Here is a 20,233-nt window from a genome sequence, read left to right on the forward strand (position 1 = left end):
ACCGCCGAGAAATCAGCTACTTGTTTACCCGAGGCCGTCCATCGCCTAGCAGAATCGCCAGCTTACCGCCGCCTGGCGTCGTTTCCATCAGAATCTTGCAGACGCTGGTCAGCGGTACCGATAGCAACATGCCGATCGGGCCGAGCAGCCATCCCCAAAAGATCAAGGATAAAAAGACCACCAGCGACGATAAACCTAATCTGCGTCCCATCAGGCGCGGCTCAAGAAAATTACCAAACACCATATGAATGGCACCGAATAGCGCCGCCACCAGTAAGGCATCATAGATATTGTTGAGAACCAACGCTTGAACAAAAGGCGGAATGCCAGCGATGATCGGCCCGATATTGGGAATAAAGTTGAGGATAAACGCCACGACTCCCCATAGCAGGGCAAATTTTATGCCCAACAGTTGCAGCACCAGCCAGACCGCCAGCCCGGTAATCAGGCTGATCAGCGTTTTTAGCGCCAGATAGTGCGTGACGCCTTTTAACGCTTTGTGCAGCCCGGCAATGCGTATTTTGGGGTTGATTAACGCGTTGCGGAGCTTATACGGCAAATGACGGACTTCGATCAGCATAAAAATCACCGTCATAATCAGTAGCAGTAAGTTAGTCATGGCGCCGGAAAATTGCGTTAAAACGGTGGTGGCAACGTCCATCACCGAGTTAGGATCGAGCCGGTCGACTAAAGCCTGCGGCGAGATATTGAGCCGAATATGCGTTGCCAGATGTTGCACCACGGTCAGTTTTTGCTCCAACATGACGCGGATTTGCGGATAAAGCTCGGTAAACTCATTCACCGAACTGGCCAGCATCGCGACCAGCATGGTGATGATAATTAACACCACTATCATCACCAGCGCGATTGAGACGCCCCGCCGTAATCGATGCCGCATTAAGATCGTCACCAGCGGGTTCAGTACAATGGCGAGGAAACTGGCCAGTAAAAAGGGAACGATAATTTCTGAAGCCGCACGTATGCCTGCCAGAATGACCACTAACGTTGCCATTTTTAGCAACATATTTTGGCCTATTTTTTCTTGCTGCGGTGCGGTCATGTCTTCTCCTGCTCATCTCTTTGGAAATAACAGTGTAGTTGCTGCCAGCGCAACGCCCTGATTTTAGGATTGCAGGAGAAGACTAACGCGTGGAACGGGTGAGTAAGGCCAACGCCAGTAACATGACACTCAGGCTGATAGCCATGGCGAGGCAAGCCATCGCCATACCTTGCCCGACCGAGCCCTGCTCAAATTGCCGCCAGATAAAAATAGAGACGGTTTGCGTACCCGCCGGAGCCAATAACAGAGAGGTCACCAACTCGCGAGAGGCGACGGCAAACACCATCATCATTGAGGCCAGCAGGCTGGGGAAGACCAGCGGCAAGATAATCAAACGTAGTGCTTGAGAGGCGCTGGCGCCATGCACACGCGCCGCAGGCGCCAGCGTCGCGCCGAGCTGTTTTAAGGCACTGCTAACGTAACGGACTGGCCACGGCAGAAATAGGCAACAGTATGAAAGCAGCAAAATCAGGCCGCTGTTATACGGTGAAATTGGCCAGAATGGACGATTCCACAGCAGAATCAGCCCCACGCCAATCACAACCCCAGGTAATGCCGCAGGCAGCAGAGCCAGCGCATCGATTGACGCCACTCCACGTACCTTTTTTTCCGCCACCATCCAGGCAATCAGCAGCCCTAAAAAGCCGGTGATGATCGCTGCGCCGAGCGCCAGGCTCAGGCTAGTACCCAGCGCCGAAAGCGCTTCGCCGCGCCATGCGAATAGCGCGCTAAAATGGCGTAGCGTCAATTGCGACAGATGTAGCCCGCCGGAAAGCGTTGCCAGAAAAGCGGTAATCATCATGGAGGCAATCGGCAAAACGAGGGTAATCAACGCGACGGCGCTAAAGATCAGTAATAACGGAATACGCCATCGACCGCCGCCGACATGTTGTTGCGGCATCGGCTTACCGGTGATGACCGTGACATCCTGCTGGCCGGTGAGGCGGCGTTGTAGCATAAACGCCGCCAGCGCCATCAGCATCAGTAACAGGGAGAGGATCGAGGCGCCGGAGAGATCGATCGGCCAGTCGGCGAGCTTCTCTTCAATGGCGACGGTCAGTACCGATACGCCAGCGCGCGAGCCGATGGCGGCGGGAACGCCATACTCTTCAACCGCCAGTGTGAAGGCCAGTAGCGCTCCGGCGACCAGCGCCGGTAGCGACATCGGCAAGGTGATATGCCAAAACGCACGCCATGGCGTGGCGCCATGCACACGGGCGACATCGGCCAAGCGTTGCCCACCTGCCAACATACTGCGTGAAACGGCAAAATACACCACCGGGAAAATATTGAAGGTCATGACCAGCACCATGCCAATACGACTAAATAAAATGTTGTTAGTTTCCAGACCGGTGAGTTGTTGCAGGTAACCGTTTTCCTGCAACGCCAGCATCCACGAGAGTGCTGAAATATAGGGCGGTGTCAGAAACGGGATCAAAAACAGGATGTCCCACAGGCGCGCCGCCGGTGGCGGCATCTGTGCGCGTAGCGCGCCAAGCGGCACACCGATCAGCAAGCTCATTGCCGCCACGCCGACGCCGCTACTTAGGGTGCCAAACAGCAGCGTGGGCAGGCGTGGATCCTGTAAGGTGGCAGGGAAGGCGCTGAGTATGCCGCGTAGCGATCCTTCGCCCAGCGCCGGGAACAATGCCTGTAGAAAAATAAATAACAGCGGCAGCGCGACCAGTAGCGTGAGTAACATTAAGGTGGTCGCTGGCAGCGCGTAACGTTTCACGCAGTTTTCCTCCGCCGGGTTTAGTGAGTATTAAACAGGGCATTAAAGCGCTGTAAAATTCCGGCGCGTTCGGAGGTACCATCGCTTTTCGCGGGGAGTATCTTCAAATCGCTAAACAGCGGACGTTTTGCCTGAATGTCGCTGCGTGCCGGCATCAGCCAGGCATCGGCCACCTGCTGCTGGCCTTCCGCCGACAGAACATAGTCGATAAAGGCTTTGGCCTGCTCGGCATGAGGGGTGCTTTTTAGGATCATCATCGGGCGTGGCGCAACTACGGTGCCGCTGGCGGGGAAAATCACTTTTACCGCTTCGCCGTTGGCAATATTGTTATAGGTTACGTAATCCACCGCGCCGAATACCGCCGCTTTCGCACCTTGTAACACCGGCATAACCGCTTGCGCGTTAGGGCCGGAAATAACCATACCGTTCGCTTTTAAGTCGGAAAAGAGTGTCCAGGCCCGATCGCCGAGGCTGTTTTGCAAACCAATCAAGAGATCGAGCGAGGCACCGGATAGGGCCGGATCAGGCGTGGTGACCTTATCTTTGAACGGCGCGCGGGTTAAATCACGCCACTCTTTCGGTTCTGGCGTACCGCTATTGCTGTTCCAGACAATCCCCAATGCAGAGATGCCCTGAGCCACATAGTCGGCGGTTTTAAACCTCTCGGGAACATGAGCGGCGTTCGGGCTTTGATACGGCATCAGCCAGCCGCGCTGCTGTAAATCTTCTGCCGTATCCCATGAGGCGGAAATTAAAATATCGGCCTGTGGGTTGGCTTGTTCAGCCTCGAGGCGAGCCATCACTTTGCCGGTGGTGGCCTGGAAGATATTGACCTTAACGCCGGTTTTTTTCTCATAACCGGCGGCTAAGTTTTTCGCCAGCGAACCAGGGCCAGCGGTATATACCGTCAACGCCTCGGCGTTATTCATCATCATCGCGGAAGTAAAAATCATGGCGGCGAGAGCACCTGTTTTACGTAATTGACCGGAGCGCATGGGGTTTCCTCAGAGCAGTGAGTAATGGAATCAATACGACCGTGTGCCAGTTGAACGATACGGTCCGCCATTAGCGCGGCTTCCTGCCTGTCGTGAGTGACGTAAACGGCGGTAATCCGTAACTGACGCAACAGTGCGGACATTTCCTCGCATAGTGATTGGCGTAGGAAACTGTCGAGGTTGGAAAGGGGCTCATCAAATAACAAGATTGCGGGTTCGCCGACGATGGCTCGCGCCAACGCGACGCGCTGTTGTTGGCCGCCGGAGAGATGCGCCGGTTTACGTGTGGCAAGGTCTGCCAAGCCCACGCGGCTCAGTGCATGTTCAACGCGCTGACGTTGTTCTTTCACCGGCAGGCGGCGCATACGCAGGGGAAAGGCGACGTTTTGCGCCACCGTCATATGTGGCCAGAGCGCGTAATCTTGAAACACCATACCGATATTACGCTGTTCGGGCGGTACCAGGTTGTGTGCGCTCGCTACGCGACGATCGCCGAACCAGATCTCGCCGCGCTGAGGTTGCAGCAGACCGGCCAGCAGTTTTAACAGGGTGCTTTTGCCGCAGCCGGATGGCCCCAACAGAGCAACGGTCGAACCGGCTTCAATGGTTAGCGAGAGGTTATCCAGCAGCGGCTGATCACCGAACGACCAACTGAGGCTACTGAGCATAATGGCGGTAGAGGCGCGCGTCATCGCCAGGCGCTCCGGCGTGTTAAAACCGAGACGCGACGCTCGCCCACCGTGACAGAGTATTGGCGGGTCATCAGATTGTTATCCTCTTTGGGATTTATTAGGCGCGAGTGTAGGCAGGTTTTATGACGAAGAGATGACGATAAAAGTCTGAGAGAAGAGAGGCAGCGCGTTACAGGACTGTGCGGCGCTGCCGGGGCGTATCAGGCGCGATGCCGTTATTTCAGGGTAATGGTATTAATCACATTCTCGGCGTCGGTTTGCGCCTGTTGCTGATTATCTGCCGGTAGCGTGATTTGCAGCGTCACCAGCTTACCATCGACCTTCGCCAGCACCACCGAAGACCAGGCGGTTTGGTTATTGGCGGAGATCACCGTATCCAACTGCTGCGCCTGCTGGCCTTTCAGAGTAATACCTTTGTTGGTCACCACCTGCAATTGCGGGTCACGATTGCGCTGTTGCTGCTCAAGGCGTTGCGCCAGCGTATCCAGGCCTTCATTGGTGTTATCACCTTCAATCACAATCAGTGCGCGCTGACCGGTTTCATCGGCATAGACATGCATGTTGTTCGCCTGGGTACCCAGTTTGCCGCTTTTGTCAGACATACCGGCAGGAAGGGTAAAGCTTAACTTGCCATCCATTAACGACACGGTCTGTGTTGACTGGCTGGCGCTGGCGCCGTTGTCACTGGCCGCGGCTTTATCATCTTTTCCATCGCAGGCAGCCAAACCGACCACCAGTAAACCGACTCCAATATATTTCGCTAAATTACGCATCAGGATCCCTTTATCTATTCGCGTACGGATTTTTAGGCCTCAATACAAACTGAATCAGTGAGTAAAATCAACCCAATCACTGTGTCAGGATCTTAGCCTGCCCTGATGCGTTTCACCATGTGCAATTAACAGAAATCAGGCGTGGCGGAGACGTTGCGGCGTTCCGCAATACGTTTCAGGGTTGCATTTAGCAGCACGCCATAGGCGGGCAGGAAGAAAATCATGCAGATAAGCACCTTGAAGCTGTAATCCACCAGCGCAATTTCTACCCAATTTTGCGCCATAAAGGGATCGGGGCTTTTATAGAAGGCGATGAAGAAGAAGGCCAGCGTATCGCTGATATTGCCAAGAAACATCGCCGATGCCGGCGCAACCCACCACTGCGGTAATTTACGCAGGCGGTTAAAGACATGGACATCCAGAATCTGACCCAGCGCGTAGGCCATGAAGCTGGCGCAAGCGATACGCGCGACAAATAAATTGACCTCGCGTAGGGCGGCGAAGCCCTGCCATTCACCCTGATAAAACAGTGCGGAAATCGCATAGGAGATAAATAATGCCGGGATCATCACCGCAAGAATGATACGTCGCGCCAGCGGCGCGCCAAAAATACGCACGGTTAAATCTGTCGCCAGAAAAATAAACGGGAAGCTGAACGCGCCCCATGTGGTATGGAAACCGAAGATCGAGATCGGCAGTTGCACCAGATAATTACTGGAGGTAATGACCAGCACATGGAATAACGAGAGCCAAACCAGCGCATGTAAGCGCTGACGCGGGGTAAACGGAATCATGATATCGCCTTTTTAAAGTGGGGTGAGGGAACCCGGATTAAAAACCTGTTGCGCCGCACTGTGGCCAAGCCAAGGCGCGTAAGCCGCGGCATCTTACCCTGTTAGCGGGGCAATGCAACGGTTAATTTTAACGCAAACGTTATCGGCCTGCATAGCTTGCGCAACCGACGAGCTGGCGTAAAATAGCCTGCAATAACGTTTTGCGCGACAGAGAGAATTATGAGCGACATTTTCGCCAATCCCGACCAAACCCTTGATGCGTTAGGCTTACGGTGCCCGGAGCCGGTGATGATGGTGCGCAAGGCCGTGCGGCATATGCAAGAGGGGCAAACTTTGCTAGTTATCGCCGATGATCCGGCGACAACGCGTGATATTCCCGGTTTTTGCCGTTTTATGGAACACACGCTGGTGGCCCAGGATACCGGGCAAACGCCGTATAAGTATCTGCTGAAAAAAGGGACCAGCACGTTGTAATCCCCGCCGTAGTGGTCGGTCTCTCCCGGCACTACGGCGGCTGATTTAGCGCTTATGCAGTAACCGTAACGCATTCGCCGTCACTAACGCGGTGGCGCCAGAATCTGCCAACACCGCCAGCCACAGCCCGGTAATCCCTAACAGCGTGGTGATCAGGAACACACCTTTTAAGCCAAGGGCAAGGGCGATATTTTGTCGAATATTGGCATGCGTCGCGCGTGATAAACGGATCATAGCGCTCAGCCCGGTTAGCCGATTATGGGTTAAAGCGGCATCAGCCGTTTCCAGGGCGACATCGGTACCGCCTCCCATTGCAATGCCAATGGTCGCCGCTTTCATCGCGGGCGCGTCGTTAATTCCGTCACCGACCATCGCCACCGCATAACGCTGATTCATCTCATTCACCGCCTGCACTTTATCCGCTGGTAGCAGACTCGCGCGAAACGCCAAGCCGAGTTGCCCGGCAATCGCTGCCGCCGCGCGTGGGTTATCGCCGGTCAGCATCACGCCGGTAATCCCTAAGGCGTTGAGTTCGGCAATCGCTTGCTGTGCATCGGCACGTAGCGTATCGCGCAGCGCAATGATGCCAATGGGCTGATCGTCCTGCACCACCATCACTACCGTTTTGCCGTCAGATTCCAGCGCGCTAATTTGGTGTTGCCGCGCGCTTTCCAGCGCCTCCCACTGCGTGGGCGCTATGATGCGGATTGCATGCCCGTCCACCCGCGCCTCAACGCCACGTCCGGGTAATGCCCGCTGTGCCGTCGCCTGAGGAAGAGGCTGATTTAACTGTGCCGCATGCGCCACAATCGCGCGCGCCAACGGATGTGAGGAGCCGCTTTCAACGGCGGCGGCACGGAGTAACACCGCATCTTGCGACTCATCAGTCCAAATCATCACATCGGTTACCGTTGGTTTGCCTTCGGTCAGAGTACCGGTTTTATCAAACGCGATATGACGCACCGCGCCGAGGCTTTCCAGCGCCGCGCCGCCTTTAATCAACGCGCCACGCCGGGTGGCGGCCGCCAGACCAGAGGTGATGGCCGCCGGTGTCGAAATCACCAACGCGCAGGGACAGCCAATCAGCAACAGCGTCAGGCCTTTATAAATCCACGCAGACCAGGCCGCGCTGAAGAATAGCGGCGGGATCAGCATCACTAACAACGCCATTAGCATGATGGCGGGCGTGTAATAACGGCTAAAGCGATCCAGAAACCGCTCTATCGGCGCTCGGTGCGTTTCGGCTTCTTCAATCAGATGTAAAATACGATCAATCGCGTTCTCGCCGGGCCGCGAAACCACCTTCATTTGTACCAAGCGATCAACGCTGGTGCATCCCGCCGCGACGTTATCGCCACGTTGGCGCTCAACCGGTATGGATTCGCCGGTTAATGCACTTTCATCGAAGCTGGCAGCGTCTGAAAGCAGCGTTGCATCGGCGGGTAAACGCGCGCCGGGGGCGACTTCAATCACATCGCCGGGCTGTAATTCCGCCGCCGCCACGTCTTCACGCCGCCCTTGCCGTAACCGAACCGCAGTGTCGGGCTTTAAGGCCATCAAGGCGGTGACGCCACGCCGTGCCCGACTCGCGGCAAATGCTTCAAGCCGTTCACCCAGTTGAAACAGAACCAATACCATGGCGGCTTCGGCGGTTGCGCCAATAAACAACGCGCCAACGGCGGCGATAGTCATTAAGGTTTCGATGGCGAAAGGAGAGCCGCTACGGATTGATTTAAGCGCGGTACGCGCCGGTGACCAGACGCCGACCAGGGTGGTAATCAGGAACGCTATCTGCCCGCCATCGGCAGTGATATGGCTCACCAGCCAACTCGCGAACACCAGCAAGACCAGTAACACCAGCGCGCGGTTTTCTTGCCACAAGCTGGTTTCCGCTGTGTTGGCCGTTTCGCCGCTGGCGGTCAGCGCAAAGCCAGCCTGTTTCACCGCCTGCTCAATGTCGTGACGAATATCTTCCTGTGCCTCAACCACCAGTTTTTCGGTGGCATACAGCACTTGCGCATGGGTGGTGTGGGCGAGTTTACCGACGGCAGTTTCAATTTTGCGGGCGCAGGCGGGGCAATCCATACCGCGAACCTGCCAGCTAAAGCGATGGGTGGCGCGCGGTATGTCGCCTTCGTCGTCGGGATCATCGCCCGAGGTGCAGCCGCCGTCGCTGCAACAGGCGGCGTCACTGCTGACGCTCACCGTTGATAAAGGGGTAATTTTCCCGATAACCGGGCGGGCCGGCGTGGTGCAACAGCCGGGTTGTTTAATTGCCCGGCGCTGGCTGCAGCCACAGGATTGATGTTGGTGCATAAAGCCTCCCGATGAGAATACGCGGTAATTGGCTACCGCTGACGCATCTTACACTCTGGAGTCCAGTCCAGAGTCAAGCGGCGTTTTCTCATCGGAAATTTAACGCGTCCTAAAACAAGTACAGCGAACGCACAATCATAAAATGCCCGGCGAAGTAACAGGCGGCGACAATCGCGCTATCGGCGGCGAAACGGCGGCGATAATGGCTAACAAACCAGACAATATTGGCTAAAAGTAACAATCCTGCGCCGACCACCAGCGAAAAACTGTAATCGGTCGGGCGGAAGTAATATTGTTCGGCGGCCAGCCAAACCATCACCAGTGTCATACCGATAAAGGTACAAATCGGCCAGCGTAGCTCTTCCAGTCGCGTCCAGAGGACGGCAATGACCAGCACGCCGATAATCAGCATGATCAGTGGGATCGGCCAGAAGAAACTCAGCGTCATGTTGCTGGCAAAACTGATGGTATACAGCAAGTGAGAAAGGAAAAACGCGCCAATAGCGTACAGCAAGCGCTGTCGCGGCAATAACGTCAAGGCATCGCCGATCAACGTGGCGAGGAGGCCCAGCAGAATCAGATAGTCAGTAGTATGCAAGGCTGGCGCTTGCCATGCCCAAGCCAATAAGAGCAACAGGGTCACGGGCTTAAACAGCCAGCGCTGCCACTGTGGACCACGATAGGAGGCGTCAACGTACAGCCAGCCGGAAAAAAGTACTGCCAAAAAAGACCACAACATAGTTTTTCCTTTTTCTTGTACCCGCCCGCTCAGACCAGCGTCCGAATACTTCAAGGCGTATAAGGTTACATTTCCTGAAAAGTCGATCTCAGTTTAGGTTACGGCTTTGCGATGTGACAATGGGAGCGCTCTGGTTGTATCCTTTCGGCCGGTTAAAATGTGTTAACGCGAAAACCGAGGAGAACGAGAGAAAATATGAGCAAGCCACCGCTAATTTTTTTTATCGTCCTGGCGATCATTGCCGTGCTTGCCACGCGCCAGTTTATTAAACAGCGGCGTGAAACGGCGGTGAACGATGCTTCGCCGGTACGTTCGTTGCCGGTTGAGGTGAAAACCAAACGGGAGTTCCCGTTCCCGAACCGGCGCACCCGGCAGCGAGAGGTGATTGCCGGTGAGACGATGCGCTACGAGGCTTGGTTTCATCCGTTAAACGGCGCGGGCGATTTTAAGCTTACGCTGAGTGCTAACGATTATCACCAAATGGATAAGGGCGTGAAGGGGGAACTGAAGGTGCAGGGTACGCGGTTCGTCTCTTTTACCCCACGTTAGGTTGGGAGCCCACGGGGCGATGTTGGCATCGCCCCGTGGGTTATTCATCGTTTACGACGGATTCTGTTTCTTCTGCCAGGCCAGCAATTCAAACACACCGAAGAAGAAGATCTTTGCTTGGGTAAACGCGCTCAGTTTTGGCGCATCCTTTGGCTGGGTAGCGCGTAACAACACTAATTGCAGTCCGTGCATCACCACCATGAAAAACAGTGCCACATCAATGAAGTACTTCAGCGGTTTGGGAAAGGGGTGCACCAGGTTCAGTAACAGAAAGCCCCATACAAACAACATCAGCACACGTCCAAGATTAAGCCACATCTTCCTTCTCCTGCTCGGTGCGTAGATATAAGCGGTAGGCGACCTGCCCGGCAATTTTCTCACGATGTAAATGCCAGCCAACCGGGACCGGCGGATTGCCGCTTTCGACTTCGCTTTCAATGTACACCAGCGCTTCATCCGCCAGCCAGCCATTCTGCTCTAGTAGCATTAGCGTTTGCGCCAGCAGCCCTTTACGAAAGGGTGGATCGATAAACACGATGTTATAGGGTGAGCCGGTTTGCGCCAACCAAGTGAGGGTATTGGTATGGATAACCTGCGCATTTTCCGCCTGCAACGTTTGACGGTTTTTCTCTAATTGTTGCGCCACCGGGCGTTCCAGCTCTAACAGGGTTGCGCTGGCGGCATGGCGCGATAACGCTTCGAGCCCAAGTGCGCCGCTACCGGCGAAGCAGTCGAGACAACGTGCCTGTTGGATATCCGGCGCCAGCCAGTTGAACAGGGTTTCACGCACCCGGTCAGTAGTGGGGCGTAAACCGGCGCTATCGGGCACGGGCAATTTTCGACCACGCCACTGTCCGCCGATAATGCGAATCTGTCCGGCGGCGTTTCCACGGGGTTTTTTATTCATCTTGCTCACAACTCGTCATAATTTGTTGCGTAGTTTAACGGGCGAAAGGGATTGAGGAAACGTTAAAAAGGAGGCGGGTGTGGCGCTGACGGGAAAGTGTTAGACTACCAAGCCGCGTGCCTTTATTGTTCGTGTTCCCACAATGTTTAGGCGAATCAAACGATCGCGGCGCTAAATTTTATCATTAATTTATTTTCGCAGCCCGGCGGATGAAATGGCCGGGTGTTAGCCATCGAGGAGTGTGGTTGCACAATGGCAAAAGATAAAAAACGTGGCTTTTTTTCTTGGCTGGGCTTAGGGCGTGACGAGACAACCGTGCCGCCAGCAGAACAAAAAGAAGCGTTGCAGGAGCAGCCTGAACAGGCATCGGAGGTTGAAGCGCTCCCGCCGGCCGAAACGGAGCGCCCCTCTGCTGAACCGATCGCTGATGAGAGCCATGAGAGCGTTGAAACCACGGAAACCGCCGTTCACCAAACGCAGCCGGAGGCAACGCCCGCGCCGGAGCCGCTAGTTGTCGACAGCGTGGCGGACATCCTTCCTGAGGATGAGGCGCCGCAGGCCGAGGTTGAAGAACCGCCGATTGAGATTGATGAGATCGCGGAAGAAGCGCCGTTAACCGCCGAAGCCGAAGAAGAGACGTTTTCCGTGGTGGACGAGCAACAAGCTGATGAAGCAGAAAGCGTCACGCTTGTCCCACCGCAACAGCCAACGCAAGAACAAGAGCGGCCTACGAAAGAGGGCTTTTTTGCGCGCCTGAAACGCAGCCTGGTTAAAACACGCCAGAATCTGGGTTCCGGATTTATCGGATTGTTCCGCGGTAAGAAAATCGATGACGATCTGTTTGAAGAGTTGGAAGAGCAGTTACTGATTGCTGATGTTGGCGTTGAGACGACGCGTCGCATTATCACCAACTTAACGCAACAGGCTAACCGTAAGCAGCTACGCGATGCGGAAGCGTTGTATGGCTTATTGAAAGCGGAAATGTCCACCATCCTGGCAAAAGTGGATGCGCCGCTCTCGGTGGCGGGTAAAGCGCCGTTTGTTATCCTGATGGTTGGGGTGAACGGAGTGGGGAAAACCACTACCATCGGGAAATTGGCGCGCCAGTATCAGGCGGAAGGTAAATCCGTGATGCTGGCGGCGGGCGATACGTTCCGCGCGGCGGCGGTTGAGCAACTCCAGGTGTGGGGGCAACGGAATAATATTCCGGTGGTGGCGCAACATACCGGCGCGGATTCGGCTTCAGTGATTTTTGATGCGATACAGGCGGCGAAAGCACGCGGCGTAGATGTTCTGATTGCCGATACCGCTGGGCGGTTGCAGAACAAGTCACATCTGATGGAAGAACTGAAAAAGATCACCCGCGTGATGAAAAAGCTGGACGTTGATGCACCCCATGAGGTGATGTTAACCATTGACGCCAGTACCGGGCAAAACGCCATTAGTCAGACCAAATTGTTCCATGAAGCGGTTGGACTGACCGGTATTACGCTGACTAAGCTTGACGGAACCGCGAAGGGCGGGGTGATTTTCTCCGTGGCCGATCAGTTCGCCATTCCGATCCGTTACATTGGCGTCGGGGAAGGTATCGAAGATTTACGGCCATTTAAGGCTGACGATTTTATTGAGGCACTGTTTGCCCGAGAGGACTAATTAGGATGATTCGCTTTGAAGAGGTCAGTAAGGCTTATCTCGGCGGTCGGCAAGCGCTACAGGGCGTAGATTTCCATCTGCGTCAGGGGGAAATGGCGTTTCTGACCGGACATTCCGGGGCAGGGAAAAGTACCTTGCTGAAGCTAATTTGTGGTATTGAGCGCCCTAGCGCCGGGCATATCTGGTTTAGCGGTCACGATATTAGTCGCCTGAAAAATAGTGAAGTACCGTTCCTGCGTCGCCAGATCGGTATGATCTTTCAGGATCACCATCTGCTGATGGATCGTTCGGTATATGACAACGTGGCGATCCCGCTGATTATTGCCGGTGCCAGCGGCGAAGATATTCGCCGTCGGGTATCGGCCGCATTAGATAAAGTCGGTCTGCTCGATAAAGCGAAAAGTTTCCCGATCCAGCTCTCCGGCGGTGAACAGCAGCGTGTAGGCATCGCTCGCGCGGTGGTCAATAAACCCTCGGTACTGTTGGCGGATGAGCCTACCGGTAACCTTGACGATGCATTGTCGGAAGATATTTTGCGGCTATTTGAAGAGTTTAACCGCGTCGGCGTCACGGTATTAATGGCGACGCACGATCGTGGCCTGATTGCGCGGCGTAACTATCGCGTCATGTCATTGAATCAGGGGCGTCTGCACGGAGGCACTCATGGTGAATAAACGTAATAAACGCGCGCCGGCGCCCAAAACGCGCCAACCGTCGAAAAGCAAGGCACTGAAGGGCGGCTGGCAAGAACAGTGGCGCTATGCCCTACGCGGCACGCTGTCTGATATGTGGCGTCAACCGCTGGCCACGCTGTTAACGGTGATGGTCATCGCGATTTCTCTGACCTTACCCAGCGTCTGTTATATGGTGTGGAAAAACGTCAGCCAGGCCGCAGCGCAGTGGTATCCGGCACCGCAACTGACGGTGTATCTCTCCAAGACGCTTGACGATACGGCGGCGGAAAATGTCATTGCCGTATTGAAGAAAGAGGATGGCGTCGACAAGGTCAATTATCTGTCGCGTGAGGAAGCCTTGGGCGAGTTCCGTAACTGGTCCGGCTTTGGCGGCGCGATGGATATGCTGGAGCAAAATCCACTGCCAGCGGTGGCGATCATTACGCCCAAACTGAACTTCCAGAACGATAAAACCATGCAAAGCCTGCGCGATCGGGTGCAGAAAGTGGATGGCGTGGATGAAGTGCGTATGGATGATAGCTGGTTTGCCCGCCTGGCGGCGCTGACCGGCTTGGTGGGGCAGGTGGCGACCATGATCGGTATTTTGATGGTGATCGCGGTCTTCCTGGTGATCGGTAACAGCGTGCGGCTGAGCATCTTCGCCCGCCGTGACACCATCAACGTGCAAAAACTGATTGGCGCGACCGATGGCTTTATTCTGCGCCCGTTCCTCTATAGCGGCGCGATGTTAGGTTTTTGCGGTGCGGTATTATCGTTAATTCTTTCCGAAGTGCTGGTGTTCCGGCTGGAGTCGGTGGTGGCGCAAGTCGCGTCGGTATTTGGTACCACCTTTACCTTAAGCGGCTTGTCATGGGACGAGAGCCTGCTGCTGTTGCTGATTTCGGCAATGATTGGTTGGGTTGCCGCCTGGCTGGCGACGGTACAACATTTACGTCGATTTACGCCACAGTAACCCACAGCAACGTTTTTTTGGTATAATCTTCCTCTGCTGCGTGAATGATGCCGCAGAGGACGTTTTCTTTGAATTCCCTCCCTCCGGCATTACTCAGTATTTCACTACCTGTTGTGTATAAAATATTCACCGTGTAAAATGAACTTGTGGATAACTTTATCATCAAAGTAGCACAGATAGCTTTCGAATAATGTCTGTGATTCACGTAGTGTATTCGGCTGCGTAATGGAATCGCGCGGCAACACTGTCTTAAACATGTGAGGGTTTGAATGACCAAAGAAATGCAAACTTTAGCTATTGCACCTCTGGGTAACCTGGAATCTTATATTCGGGCTGCCAACGTCTGGCCGATGCTGTCGGCAGAAGAGGAAAAAGCGCTGGCTGAACGGCTGCATTACCAGGGCGATCTGGATGCGGCTAAGACGCTGATCCTGTCTCACCTACGCTTTGTTGTTCATATTGCTCGTAACTATTCCGGTTACGGCTTACCGCAGGCGGATTTGATTCAGGAAGGGAATATCGGCCTGATGAAAGCGGTGCGTCGTTTTAATCCTGAAGTGGGCGTGCGTCTGGTTTCTTTCGCCGTGCACTGGATTAAAGCCGAAATTCACGAATACGTACTGCGTAACTGGCGTATTGTGAAAGTGGCGACCACGAAAGCACAGCGTAAGCTGTTCTTTAACCTGCGTAAAACCAAGCAGCGTCTAGGTTGGTTCAACCAGGATGAAGTGGAAATGGTGGCGCGTGAGCTGGGCGTAAGCAGTAAAGACGTGCGCGAAATGGAGTCACGCATGGCCGCGCAGGATATGACCTTCGATCCCACGCCGGATGATGAAGCTGGTGAAGGCCGTTCGATGGCGCCCATGCTTTATCTCCAGGATAAATCTTCTGATTTTGCCGATGGTATTGAAGAGGATAACTGGGAAAGCCATGCAGCGGATAAGTTAAGCGATGCAATGCAGGGGCTGGATGAACGTAGCCAGCACATTATCCGCGCACGCTGGCTGGATGACGACAATAAAATTACCTTGCAGGAACTGGCCGATCAGTACGGCGTTTCCGCAGAGCGTGTGCGTCAGCTTGAGAAGAACGCCATGAAGAAACTGCGAATGGCGATTGAAGCCTAACAACCCGCAGGGTTGAAAACAATGAACCGGAGCCATTGCGCTCCGGTTTTTTTATGCCTTAAGCGTCGGCTGCGGCAAGCTTAACCCCAAACGGTCGCGTAGCGTTCCAGGCGGGTATGCTTGATGAAAGACGCCGCGCTGCTGCAACAGCGGCACAACCTGCTCGGTAAAGCGCGTAAAATCGCCAGGTAGCAGCGGGAACATCAAATTAAAACCATCGGCGGCACCGGATTGAAACATCTCGGTTAAGCGGTCGGCGACGAACTCGGCATTACCGGCGACCGTCCACGCGCTGTCGCTTTTCAACAGGCGACGCCCCAATTCACGGATGCTCAACGTCGGATCATATTGCCGGACTTGCTCAAGATGGGTGCGAATGCCATCGAAATTATCGCTTTCCGGCAGCGGCGGGAGTGGTTGATCCGGATCGAACTGGCGCAGGTCGAGGCCGGTATAGCTGGAAACTAAATCAATGGCCATCTCATCCGGTACCAGGCCATCAATGAGCGCCTCACGCTGCCGCAGCTCTTCATCACTCTCCACCACAATCGGCAGTACGCCAGCAATAATCTTAAAGCTCTCTGGCGTTCTACCTACTTGTGCCAGCCGATGGTTAATATCCGCCCGATAGGCCAACCCTTCCTCGATAGTGCGCACAAAGGTGAAATGGAGATCGGCGTAACGGGTTGCCAGGGTTTTACCGGCTTCGGAGGAACCGGCCTGGACGATCAGCGGCTGCCCCTGCGGCGGACGCGGTACAGTGAGCGGCCCACGGACGTTGAAAAAATCACCCTGATGGTGGATGGGGTTAACCTTATCGGCTGCGGCAAAATGGCCGCTCTGCTTATGGTATAAAATGGCGTCCTCTTGCCATGATTGCCACAGGGCGGTCACCACACGGATAAACTCATCGGCACGCTGGTAGCGTTCATCGTGCTTAGGAACCGTGGTCAGGCCAAAGTTCGCCGCCTCTTCTGCCTGCCAGGATGTGACGACGTTCCAACTGGCGCGCCCGTTGCTGAGGAAATCGAGCGAGGCAAAATAGCGGGCGATATTATAGGGCTCATTGTAAGAACTGGAGGCGGTCCCCATCAGGCCGATATGTTTGGTTACCGCCGCCAGCGCCGAAAGTAATGTTAAAGGCTCCAGACGCGCATTGGCATAGTGCGTTACGCCACTGGGGATCGAGTCCCAAATCGCGACGTGGTCGGCCACGAAAATGGCATCCAACTTGGCGGCTTCCGCTTGTCGGGCGAGATCGGCATAAAAATCCAGGGTAAAAATTTCTTTCTCCGGCGCATCCGGATGCCGCCAGGAGAAACGATAATCACCCTGCGGATTATAGAAAAATAAGTTAAGAATCATTGAGCGAGCGGACATGGCATAGCCTCCGGGATTCACGATTTACTGATATGTGCGGCAACCCACGCAGCGGCGGCTTTTTCCGGCGCGACATGGTCAATATCAACCTGCTGATTAAGCTGGCGTAAATCGTCATTAGTGAGTTTGGCGGAAACCTGATCCAGCACTTCACGGATGTGCGGCGTCAGGCTGGCCTTACGCGCCAGCGGCGTGACGTTTTGCGCGGGCTGTTCATGCCGGTCATCCTCCAGCACTACCCAATTCTCTTTCGAGAGCAGACCCTGGGTTGAGATCACCAGCGCCACATCAATTCTGCCGCTATTCAGTGCCAGGCGGGTTAATGGCCCGGCAATATCCAGCGCGGTAAATTGTTTGAAGCGGATACCGTATACCTTTTCATAACCTGGCAGCCCGAGCGCGCGGGTTTTCAGTTCCGGCGGGCCGCCGATAATCAACTTGCCAGCGATTGGCGTCAGATCGGAGATTTTTTTCAGGTGATATTTTTGGGCGGTGGCGGCGGTCACCGCCAGGGTACTGATCGAGCTGGCGGCAGAAGGGGTCAGTAGCGTTAACCCGGTCGGCAAGGTTTTTTGCAGCGCCTGCGTTATTTGGTTGCTATTGGTGGCGGGCGTTTGCGGCGCATAGTAGCTCAGTAGCGAGCCAATATACTCCGGTACGATATCAATCTCGCCGTTTTGGAGAGCGGGTAGCATGATTTCGCGGTTGCCGAGGTTAAGCCGGGTTGCTACCTCGGTGCCGCTTTGTCGCAAGGCGGTAGCATAGATATTGGCAAGGATGAGCTGCTCAGAAAAGTTGGTTGAGCCGATGGTGACTTTTTCCGCCTGAGCAAACCCGCCGCTAAGCCCCAGTAATAACAGCGCAATCAACGGGCGCTGGCTAAATTTTCGCAATCTTTGAAAAGGCAATGTCATGGGTGATCCTTATTAGTTGAGTAAGCGCTCGCTAAGCCGCAGGGGTATCGGTTTTCAAAGCAAAGGCCGGGAAAAGTTTTTTCTGTCCGTGCGCCAGCAACGCTTCGCAGCACAGCGCCAATAGCGTAACCGCCAGTGAACCTGCCAGCACTTGCGGGATATCGCGTTGGCCCAACCCATCAATTAAGAAGCGCCCAAGTCCGCCTAATCCGGCGTAGGCGGCGATAGTTGCGGTGGCGATCAGTTGAACCAGCGAGGTGCGTATACCGGCAAAGATCAGCGGCAGCGCTAACGGAATTTCCATCTGCCACAGCCGTTGGGCGGCGGTCATGCCCATGGCCCGCGCCGCATCACGTAGCTGGGAATCGACTTGATAAACGCCCGCCCAGGCATTGGTCAAAATGGGCGGAATGCTGAGCGCCACCAAAGCGATAAAAACCGGCATATCGCCATATCCAATCAAGATAATCGACAGCAGTACCAGCCCGAGCGAAGGGATAGCGCGCCCCATATTAAACAGGTTGATCACCCAAGCTGCGCCACGGCGGCGGTGGCCGAGAAAAATACCTAGCGGCAAGGCAATTAAGCTGGCGATCAGCATACTGATTGCTACATACCAAAGGTGCTCCGCCAGACGGGGTAATAACCCATCGCTGCCGAGCCAGTGATCACGTACCTGTAGCCAGAGCCAGAGGTTGCTCAGTAACGTCATGTCCGGCTCCAGGGAGCGGCAATCCGCCCGAGCATGACGAATAATCCATCCAGCACGGTTGAAATCACCACCGTAAGCACCAGGCTAACCACGATCGGCGTGGCGAAACTGAGCGTAAAACCGGTCAGTAACAGTTGCCCTAATCCGCCCTGACCAATCAGCGCGGTCACGGTCACTAACCCGACCAGCGTCACCGAGGCGATACGTAGCCCGGCCAGCAGCGCCGGTACTACCAGCGGTAACTCAACGTCGAAAAAACGAAATAACCGCGTATAGCCCTGCGCGCGTGCCGCCTCCAGCACCAGCGGCGGAAGCTGAGATAAGCCGGTTAACACATTGCGGAGTAAGATCAACAGCGAATAGAGGGTGAGCCCAATCACCGAGGTGGTTTTTGACAACCCGGTGAGCGGCATCAGTAAGATAAACAGAGCCAGCGAAGGAATGGTAAACAGCAGCCCGGAAAGATAGAGCAGCGGCTGGGACAAGGCGGGCCAGCGTAGCGTCAGTAAAATAAACAGCAGCGTCAGCAGCGTACCAAACAGTAAGGCCAACCCAACCAGTTGTAGATGGTCAAGCAGCAAGGCGCCAATGGTGGCGCGGTTATCCATAATCCACTGCCAATCCATCAGCTTACCGCCTGTGGACCGTTTAACGAGTGACGTAGCGAACCGGTTGAGATGCCACCTTGATAGCGTCCCTGTTCGTCCAAATGCAACAGCAGGTCGGTAGGCGTGTGGACCAGTGCGGCTAACGCCTGGCGCAGCGTATCGCGCCCGCCGATGGTGTGGCTAACGGCGAGACGTTCTCCGTGCACGGAGAGCCAATAGAGCGGGCGTTGCTGCTGATCGATCACTAACCGCCACGCGCTGGGCAATGTTGGCCATGCCGTTTCAATGGGGCGTAGCGCTTCGTCGACCAGCGGCACATCATGGCGCGGTAAATGGGTGACCTGAAGCAGCCCAAGTCGTTTTAGCGTGGGGTCCGGGCCAATAAAACGTTCGACAAACGCGTCGGCTGGCGCCGCTAAAATACGCGCCGGGCTGTCGTACTGCACCAATTCGCCGCCATGGCGAAAGATGGCGATATTGTCGCCCAGGCGTATCGCTTCATCGATATCGTGCGTAACCAGAATAATTGTTTTATGTAAACGCTGCTGTAAATCCAGCAACTCGCCCTGCAGACGCTGGCGAACGACCGGATCGACTGCGGCAAAGGGTTCATCCATTAACAGAATCGGTGGGTCGGCGGCTAAGGCACGCGCCAACGATACCCGTCCCTGTTGCCCGCCGGAAAGCTGATGGGGATAGCGATCTAACATCGCGGTTTCCAGCCCCATCAATGCCACCAACTCCTCAATCCGTTGTTTTATCCGCGCGCGCTTCCAGCCTAACAGCCGGGGAACCGTGGCGATATTCCCGGCGACGGTTCGATGGGGGAACAGTGCGGCGTGCTGCATCACAAACCCAATGCGACGGCGAAGCGTAATGACGTCGCTTTGCTCAACCGGTACCTCATTAATCAGTACGCGTCCTTCATCCGGCAGATCAAGCTGATTAATCATGCGTAAGGTGGTGGTTTTACCGCAGCCGCTTGGGCCGACGAATACGCAGAACTCTCCCTGCCGAACATTGAGTGAAAGGCGATTAACGGCGGCATGTTGGCTACCGGGATAGCGTCGGGTGAGGTTTTCTAAACGGATCATGACTGCGCCTGCCTGGAGTTACATAAGAGCGTGAAGTCGCGCGCTATCGTAGGCGGCGCCCGGT

The 20,233-nt window shown here is 55.0% G+C and carries 21 protein-coding genes; 6 read left to right on the plus strand and 15 right to left on the minus strand.

The genetic code is table 11. The annotated features are described in order from the left end of the window. Positions 1-16: 16 nt before the first annotated feature. The 6 genes from PMPD1_RS01195 to PMPD1_RS01220 all read right to left on the minus strand — a co-directional run bounded on the left by PMPD1_RS01195 (position 17) and on the right by PMPD1_RS01220 (position 6,049). Complete coding sequence (locus tag PMPD1_RS01195) at positions 17-1,060, minus strand: AI-2E family transporter (protein WP_173632340.1); 1,044 nt, start codon at positions 1,058-1,060, stop codon at positions 17-19. A gap of 82 nt (positions 1,061-1,142) precedes the next feature. Further along, positions 1,143-2,762 (minus strand): ABC transporter permease, encoded by a 1,620-nt coding sequence (locus PMPD1_RS01200; protein ID WP_435529728.1) that lies wholly within the window; start codon positions 2,760-2,762, stop codon positions 1,143-1,145. 53 nt (positions 2,763-2,815) lie between these two features. Then, positions 2,816-3,790 carry an ABC transporter substrate-binding protein gene (locus PMPD1_RS01205; RefSeq protein WP_435529704.1) on the minus strand — a complete coding sequence of 325 codons (975 nt, stop codon included), beginning with the start codon at positions 3,788-3,790 and terminating at the stop codon, positions 2,816-2,818. Next, positions 3,745-4,482 carry an ABC transporter ATP-binding protein gene (locus tag PMPD1_RS01210; protein ID WP_173632342.1) on the minus strand — a complete coding sequence of 246 codons (738 nt, stop codon included), beginning with the start codon at positions 4,480-4,482 and terminating at the stop codon, positions 3,745-3,747. The genes PMPD1_RS01205 and PMPD1_RS01210 overlap by 46 nt, the downstream gene beginning before the upstream one ends. Positions 4,483-4,697: 215 nt before the next feature. Continuing rightward, a complete protein-coding gene (locus tag PMPD1_RS01215) occupies positions 4,698-5,255 on the minus strand; it encodes a DcrB family lipoprotein (protein ID WP_173632343.1) in 558 nt (185 codons plus the stop codon). Between the two features lie 125 nt (positions 5,256-5,380). Beyond that, complete coding sequence (locus PMPD1_RS01220) at positions 5,381-6,049, minus strand: 7-cyano-7-deazaguanine/7-aminomethyl-7-deazaguanine transporter (protein ID WP_173632344.1); 669 nt, start codon at positions 6,047-6,049, stop codon at positions 5,381-5,383. A gap of 219 nt (positions 6,050-6,268) precedes the next feature. On the opposite strand from PMPD1_RS01220, the gene tusA reads away from it, so the two are divergent. After that, positions 6,269-6,523: a sulfurtransferase TusA gene (tusA, locus tag PMPD1_RS01225; protein ID WP_173632345.1), complete on the plus strand. Its 255-nt coding sequence runs from the start codon at positions 6,269-6,271 to the stop codon at positions 6,521-6,523. Between the two features lie 45 nt (positions 6,524-6,568). Here tusA and PMPD1_RS01230 read toward each other — a convergent pair whose 3' ends face one another. After that, complete coding sequence (locus PMPD1_RS01230; protein ID WP_173632346.1) at positions 6,569-8,839, minus strand: zinc/cadmium/mercury/lead-transporting ATPase; 2,271 nt, start codon at positions 8,837-8,839, stop codon at positions 6,569-6,571. Positions 8,840-8,948: 109 nt separating this feature from the next. Then, entirely contained in the window at positions 8,949-9,578 is a 630-nt protein-coding gene (locus PMPD1_RS01235; RefSeq protein WP_173632347.1) for a lysoplasmalogenase, read from the minus strand. A 195-nt stretch (positions 9,579-9,773) separates the two neighbouring features. Between PMPD1_RS01235 and PMPD1_RS01240 the strand changes: the two genes are divergently transcribed. Next, positions 9,774-10,127 (plus strand): DUF2500 domain-containing protein, encoded by a 354-nt coding sequence (locus tag PMPD1_RS01240; RefSeq protein ID WP_173632348.1) that lies wholly within the window; start codon positions 9,774-9,776, stop codon positions 10,125-10,127. Between the two features lie 51 nt (positions 10,128-10,178). Here the strand turns inward: PMPD1_RS01240 and PMPD1_RS01245 are convergent, their stop codons facing one another. Continuing rightward, positions 10,179-10,445: a DUF1145 family protein gene (locus PMPD1_RS01245; protein WP_173632349.1), complete on the minus strand. Its 267-nt coding sequence runs from the start codon at positions 10,443-10,445 to the stop codon at positions 10,179-10,181. Beyond that, positions 10,435-11,034 (minus strand): 16S rRNA (guanine(966)-N(2))-methyltransferase, encoded by a 600-nt coding sequence (rsmD, locus tag PMPD1_RS01250; protein WP_173632350.1) that lies wholly within the window; start codon positions 11,032-11,034, stop codon positions 10,435-10,437. The genes PMPD1_RS01245 and rsmD overlap by 11 nt, the downstream gene beginning before the upstream one ends. Before the next feature lie 252 nt (positions 11,035-11,286). On the opposite strand from rsmD, the gene ftsY reads away from it, so the two are divergent. The 4 genes from ftsY to rpoH all read left to right on the plus strand — a co-directional run bounded on the left by ftsY (position 11,287) and on the right by rpoH (position 15,461). After that, positions 11,287-12,687, plus strand: a complete 1,401-nt coding sequence (gene ftsY, locus PMPD1_RS01255; protein ID WP_173632351.1) for a signal recognition particle-docking protein FtsY — start codon at positions 11,287-11,289, stop codon at positions 12,685-12,687. 5 nt (positions 12,688-12,692) lie between these two features. After that, positions 12,693-13,361, plus strand: coding sequence for a cell division ATP-binding protein FtsE (ftsE, locus tag PMPD1_RS01260; RefSeq protein ID WP_173632352.1), 669 nt, complete (start codon positions 12,693-12,695; stop codon positions 13,359-13,361). Then, positions 13,351-14,334 (plus strand): permease-like cell division protein FtsX, encoded by a 984-nt coding sequence (gene ftsX / locus PMPD1_RS01265; RefSeq protein WP_173632353.1) that lies wholly within the window; start codon positions 13,351-13,353, stop codon positions 14,332-14,334. Before ftsE ends, ftsX begins: the two co-directional genes overlap by 11 nt. Positions 14,335-14,603: 269 nt before the next feature. Further along, entirely contained in the window at positions 14,604-15,461 is an 858-nt protein-coding gene (rpoH, locus tag PMPD1_RS01270; RefSeq protein WP_173632354.1) for an RNA polymerase sigma factor RpoH, read from the plus strand. Positions 15,462-15,512: 51 nt separating this feature from the next. On the opposite strand, the gene PMPD1_RS01275 is transcribed toward rpoH, so the two are convergent. From PMPD1_RS01275 to PMPD1_RS01295, 5 genes are read right to left on the minus strand one after another with little or no spacing between them, the layout of a single operon-like run. Beyond that, positions 15,513-16,841 carry an NtaA/DmoA family FMN-dependent monooxygenase gene (locus tag PMPD1_RS01275; RefSeq protein WP_173632355.1) on the minus strand — a complete coding sequence of 443 codons (1,329 nt, stop codon included), beginning with the start codon at positions 16,839-16,841 and terminating at the stop codon, positions 15,513-15,515. Between the two features lie 17 nt (positions 16,842-16,858). Next, complete coding sequence (locus tag PMPD1_RS01280) at positions 16,859-17,755, minus strand: ABC transporter substrate-binding protein (protein ID WP_173632356.1); 897 nt, start codon at positions 17,753-17,755, stop codon at positions 16,859-16,861. 31 nt (positions 17,756-17,786) lie between these two features. Further along, the gene (locus tag PMPD1_RS01285; protein WP_173632357.1) at positions 17,787-18,467 is read right to left on the minus strand and encodes an ABC transporter permease; all 681 of its coding nucleotides are present in this window, start codon (positions 18,465-18,467) and stop codon (positions 17,787-17,789) included. Continuing rightward, positions 18,464-19,096 (minus strand): ABC transporter permease, encoded by a 633-nt coding sequence (locus tag PMPD1_RS01290; RefSeq protein WP_173636078.1) that lies wholly within the window; start codon positions 19,094-19,096, stop codon positions 18,464-18,466. Before PMPD1_RS01290 ends, PMPD1_RS01285 begins: the two co-directional genes overlap by 4 nt. Further along, positions 19,093-20,169, minus strand: a complete 1,077-nt coding sequence (locus PMPD1_RS01295; protein WP_173632358.1) for an ABC transporter ATP-binding protein — start codon at positions 20,167-20,169, stop codon at positions 19,093-19,095. Before PMPD1_RS01295 ends, PMPD1_RS01290 begins: the two co-directional genes overlap by 4 nt. Positions 20,170-20,233: the final 64 nt, after the last annotated feature.

The sequence above is a fragment of the Paramixta manurensis genome (assembly GCF_013285385.1).
GTDB lineage: Bacteria > Pseudomonadota > Gammaproteobacteria > Enterobacterales > Enterobacteriaceae > Paramixta > Paramixta manurensis.

Excerpts from the sequence above, each read along its gene's own strand:
- PMPD1_RS01195 (WP_173632340.1), bottom strand. The coding sequence starts at position 1,060 with ATGACCGCACCGCAGCAAGAAAAAATAGGCCAAAATATGTTGCTAAAA.
- PMPD1_RS01200 (WP_435529728.1), bottom strand. The coding sequence starts at position 2,762 with ATGTTACTCACGCTACTGGTCGCGCTGCCGCTGTTATTTATTTTTCTA.
- PMPD1_RS01205 (WP_435529704.1), bottom strand. The coding sequence starts at position 3,790 with ATGCGCTCCGGTCAATTACGTAAAACAGGTGCTCTCGCCGCCATGATT.
- PMPD1_RS01210 (WP_173632342.1), bottom strand. The coding sequence starts at position 4,482 with ATGACGCGCGCCTCTACCGCCATTATGCTCAGTAGCCTCAGTTGGTCG.
- PMPD1_RS01215 (WP_173632343.1), bottom strand. The coding sequence starts at position 5,255 with ATGCGTAATTTAGCGAAATATATTGGAGTCGGTTTACTGGTGGTCGGT.
- PMPD1_RS01220 (WP_173632344.1), bottom strand. The coding sequence starts at position 6,049 with ATGATTCCGTTTACCCCGCGTCAGCGCTTACATGCGCTGGTTTGGCTC.
- tusA (WP_173632345.1), top strand. The coding sequence starts at position 6,269 with ATGAGCGACATTTTCGCCAATCCCGACCAAACCCTTGATGCGTTAGGC.
- PMPD1_RS01230 (WP_173632346.1), bottom strand. The coding sequence starts at position 8,839 with ATGCACCAACATCAATCCTGTGGCTGCAGCCAGCGCCGGGCAATTAAA.
- PMPD1_RS01235 (WP_173632347.1), bottom strand. The coding sequence starts at position 9,578 with ATGTTGTGGTCTTTTTTGGCAGTACTTTTTTCCGGCTGGCTGTACGTT.
- PMPD1_RS01240 (WP_173632348.1), top strand. The coding sequence starts at position 9,774 with ATGAGCAAGCCACCGCTAATTTTTTTTATCGTCCTGGCGATCATTGCC.
- PMPD1_RS01245 (WP_173632349.1), bottom strand. The coding sequence starts at position 10,445 with ATGTGGCTTAATCTTGGACGTGTGCTGATGTTGTTTGTATGGGGCTTT.
- rsmD (WP_173632350.1), bottom strand. The coding sequence starts at position 11,034 with ATGAATAAAAAACCCCGTGGAAACGCCGCCGGACAGATTCGCATTATC.
- ftsY (WP_173632351.1), top strand. The coding sequence starts at position 11,287 with ATGGCAAAAGATAAAAAACGTGGCTTTTTTTCTTGGCTGGGCTTAGGG.
- ftsE (WP_173632352.1), top strand. The coding sequence starts at position 12,693 with ATGATTCGCTTTGAAGAGGTCAGTAAGGCTTATCTCGGCGGTCGGCAA.
- ftsX (WP_173632353.1), top strand. The coding sequence starts at position 13,351 with ATGGTGAATAAACGTAATAAACGCGCGCCGGCGCCCAAAACGCGCCAA.
- rpoH (WP_173632354.1), top strand. The coding sequence starts at position 14,604 with ATGACCAAAGAAATGCAAACTTTAGCTATTGCACCTCTGGGTAACCTG.
- PMPD1_RS01275 (WP_173632355.1), bottom strand. The coding sequence starts at position 16,841 with ATGTCCGCTCGCTCAATGATTCTTAACTTATTTTTCTATAATCCGCAG.
- PMPD1_RS01280 (WP_173632356.1), bottom strand. The coding sequence starts at position 17,755 with ATGACATTGCCTTTTCAAAGATTGCGAAAATTTAGCCAGCGCCCGTTG.
- PMPD1_RS01285 (WP_173632357.1), bottom strand. The coding sequence starts at position 18,467 with ATGACGTTACTGAGCAACCTCTGGCTCTGGCTACAGGTACGTGATCAC.
- PMPD1_RS01295 (WP_173632358.1), bottom strand. The coding sequence starts at position 20,169 with ATGATCCGTTTAGAAAACCTCACCCGACGCTATCCCGGTAGCCAACAT.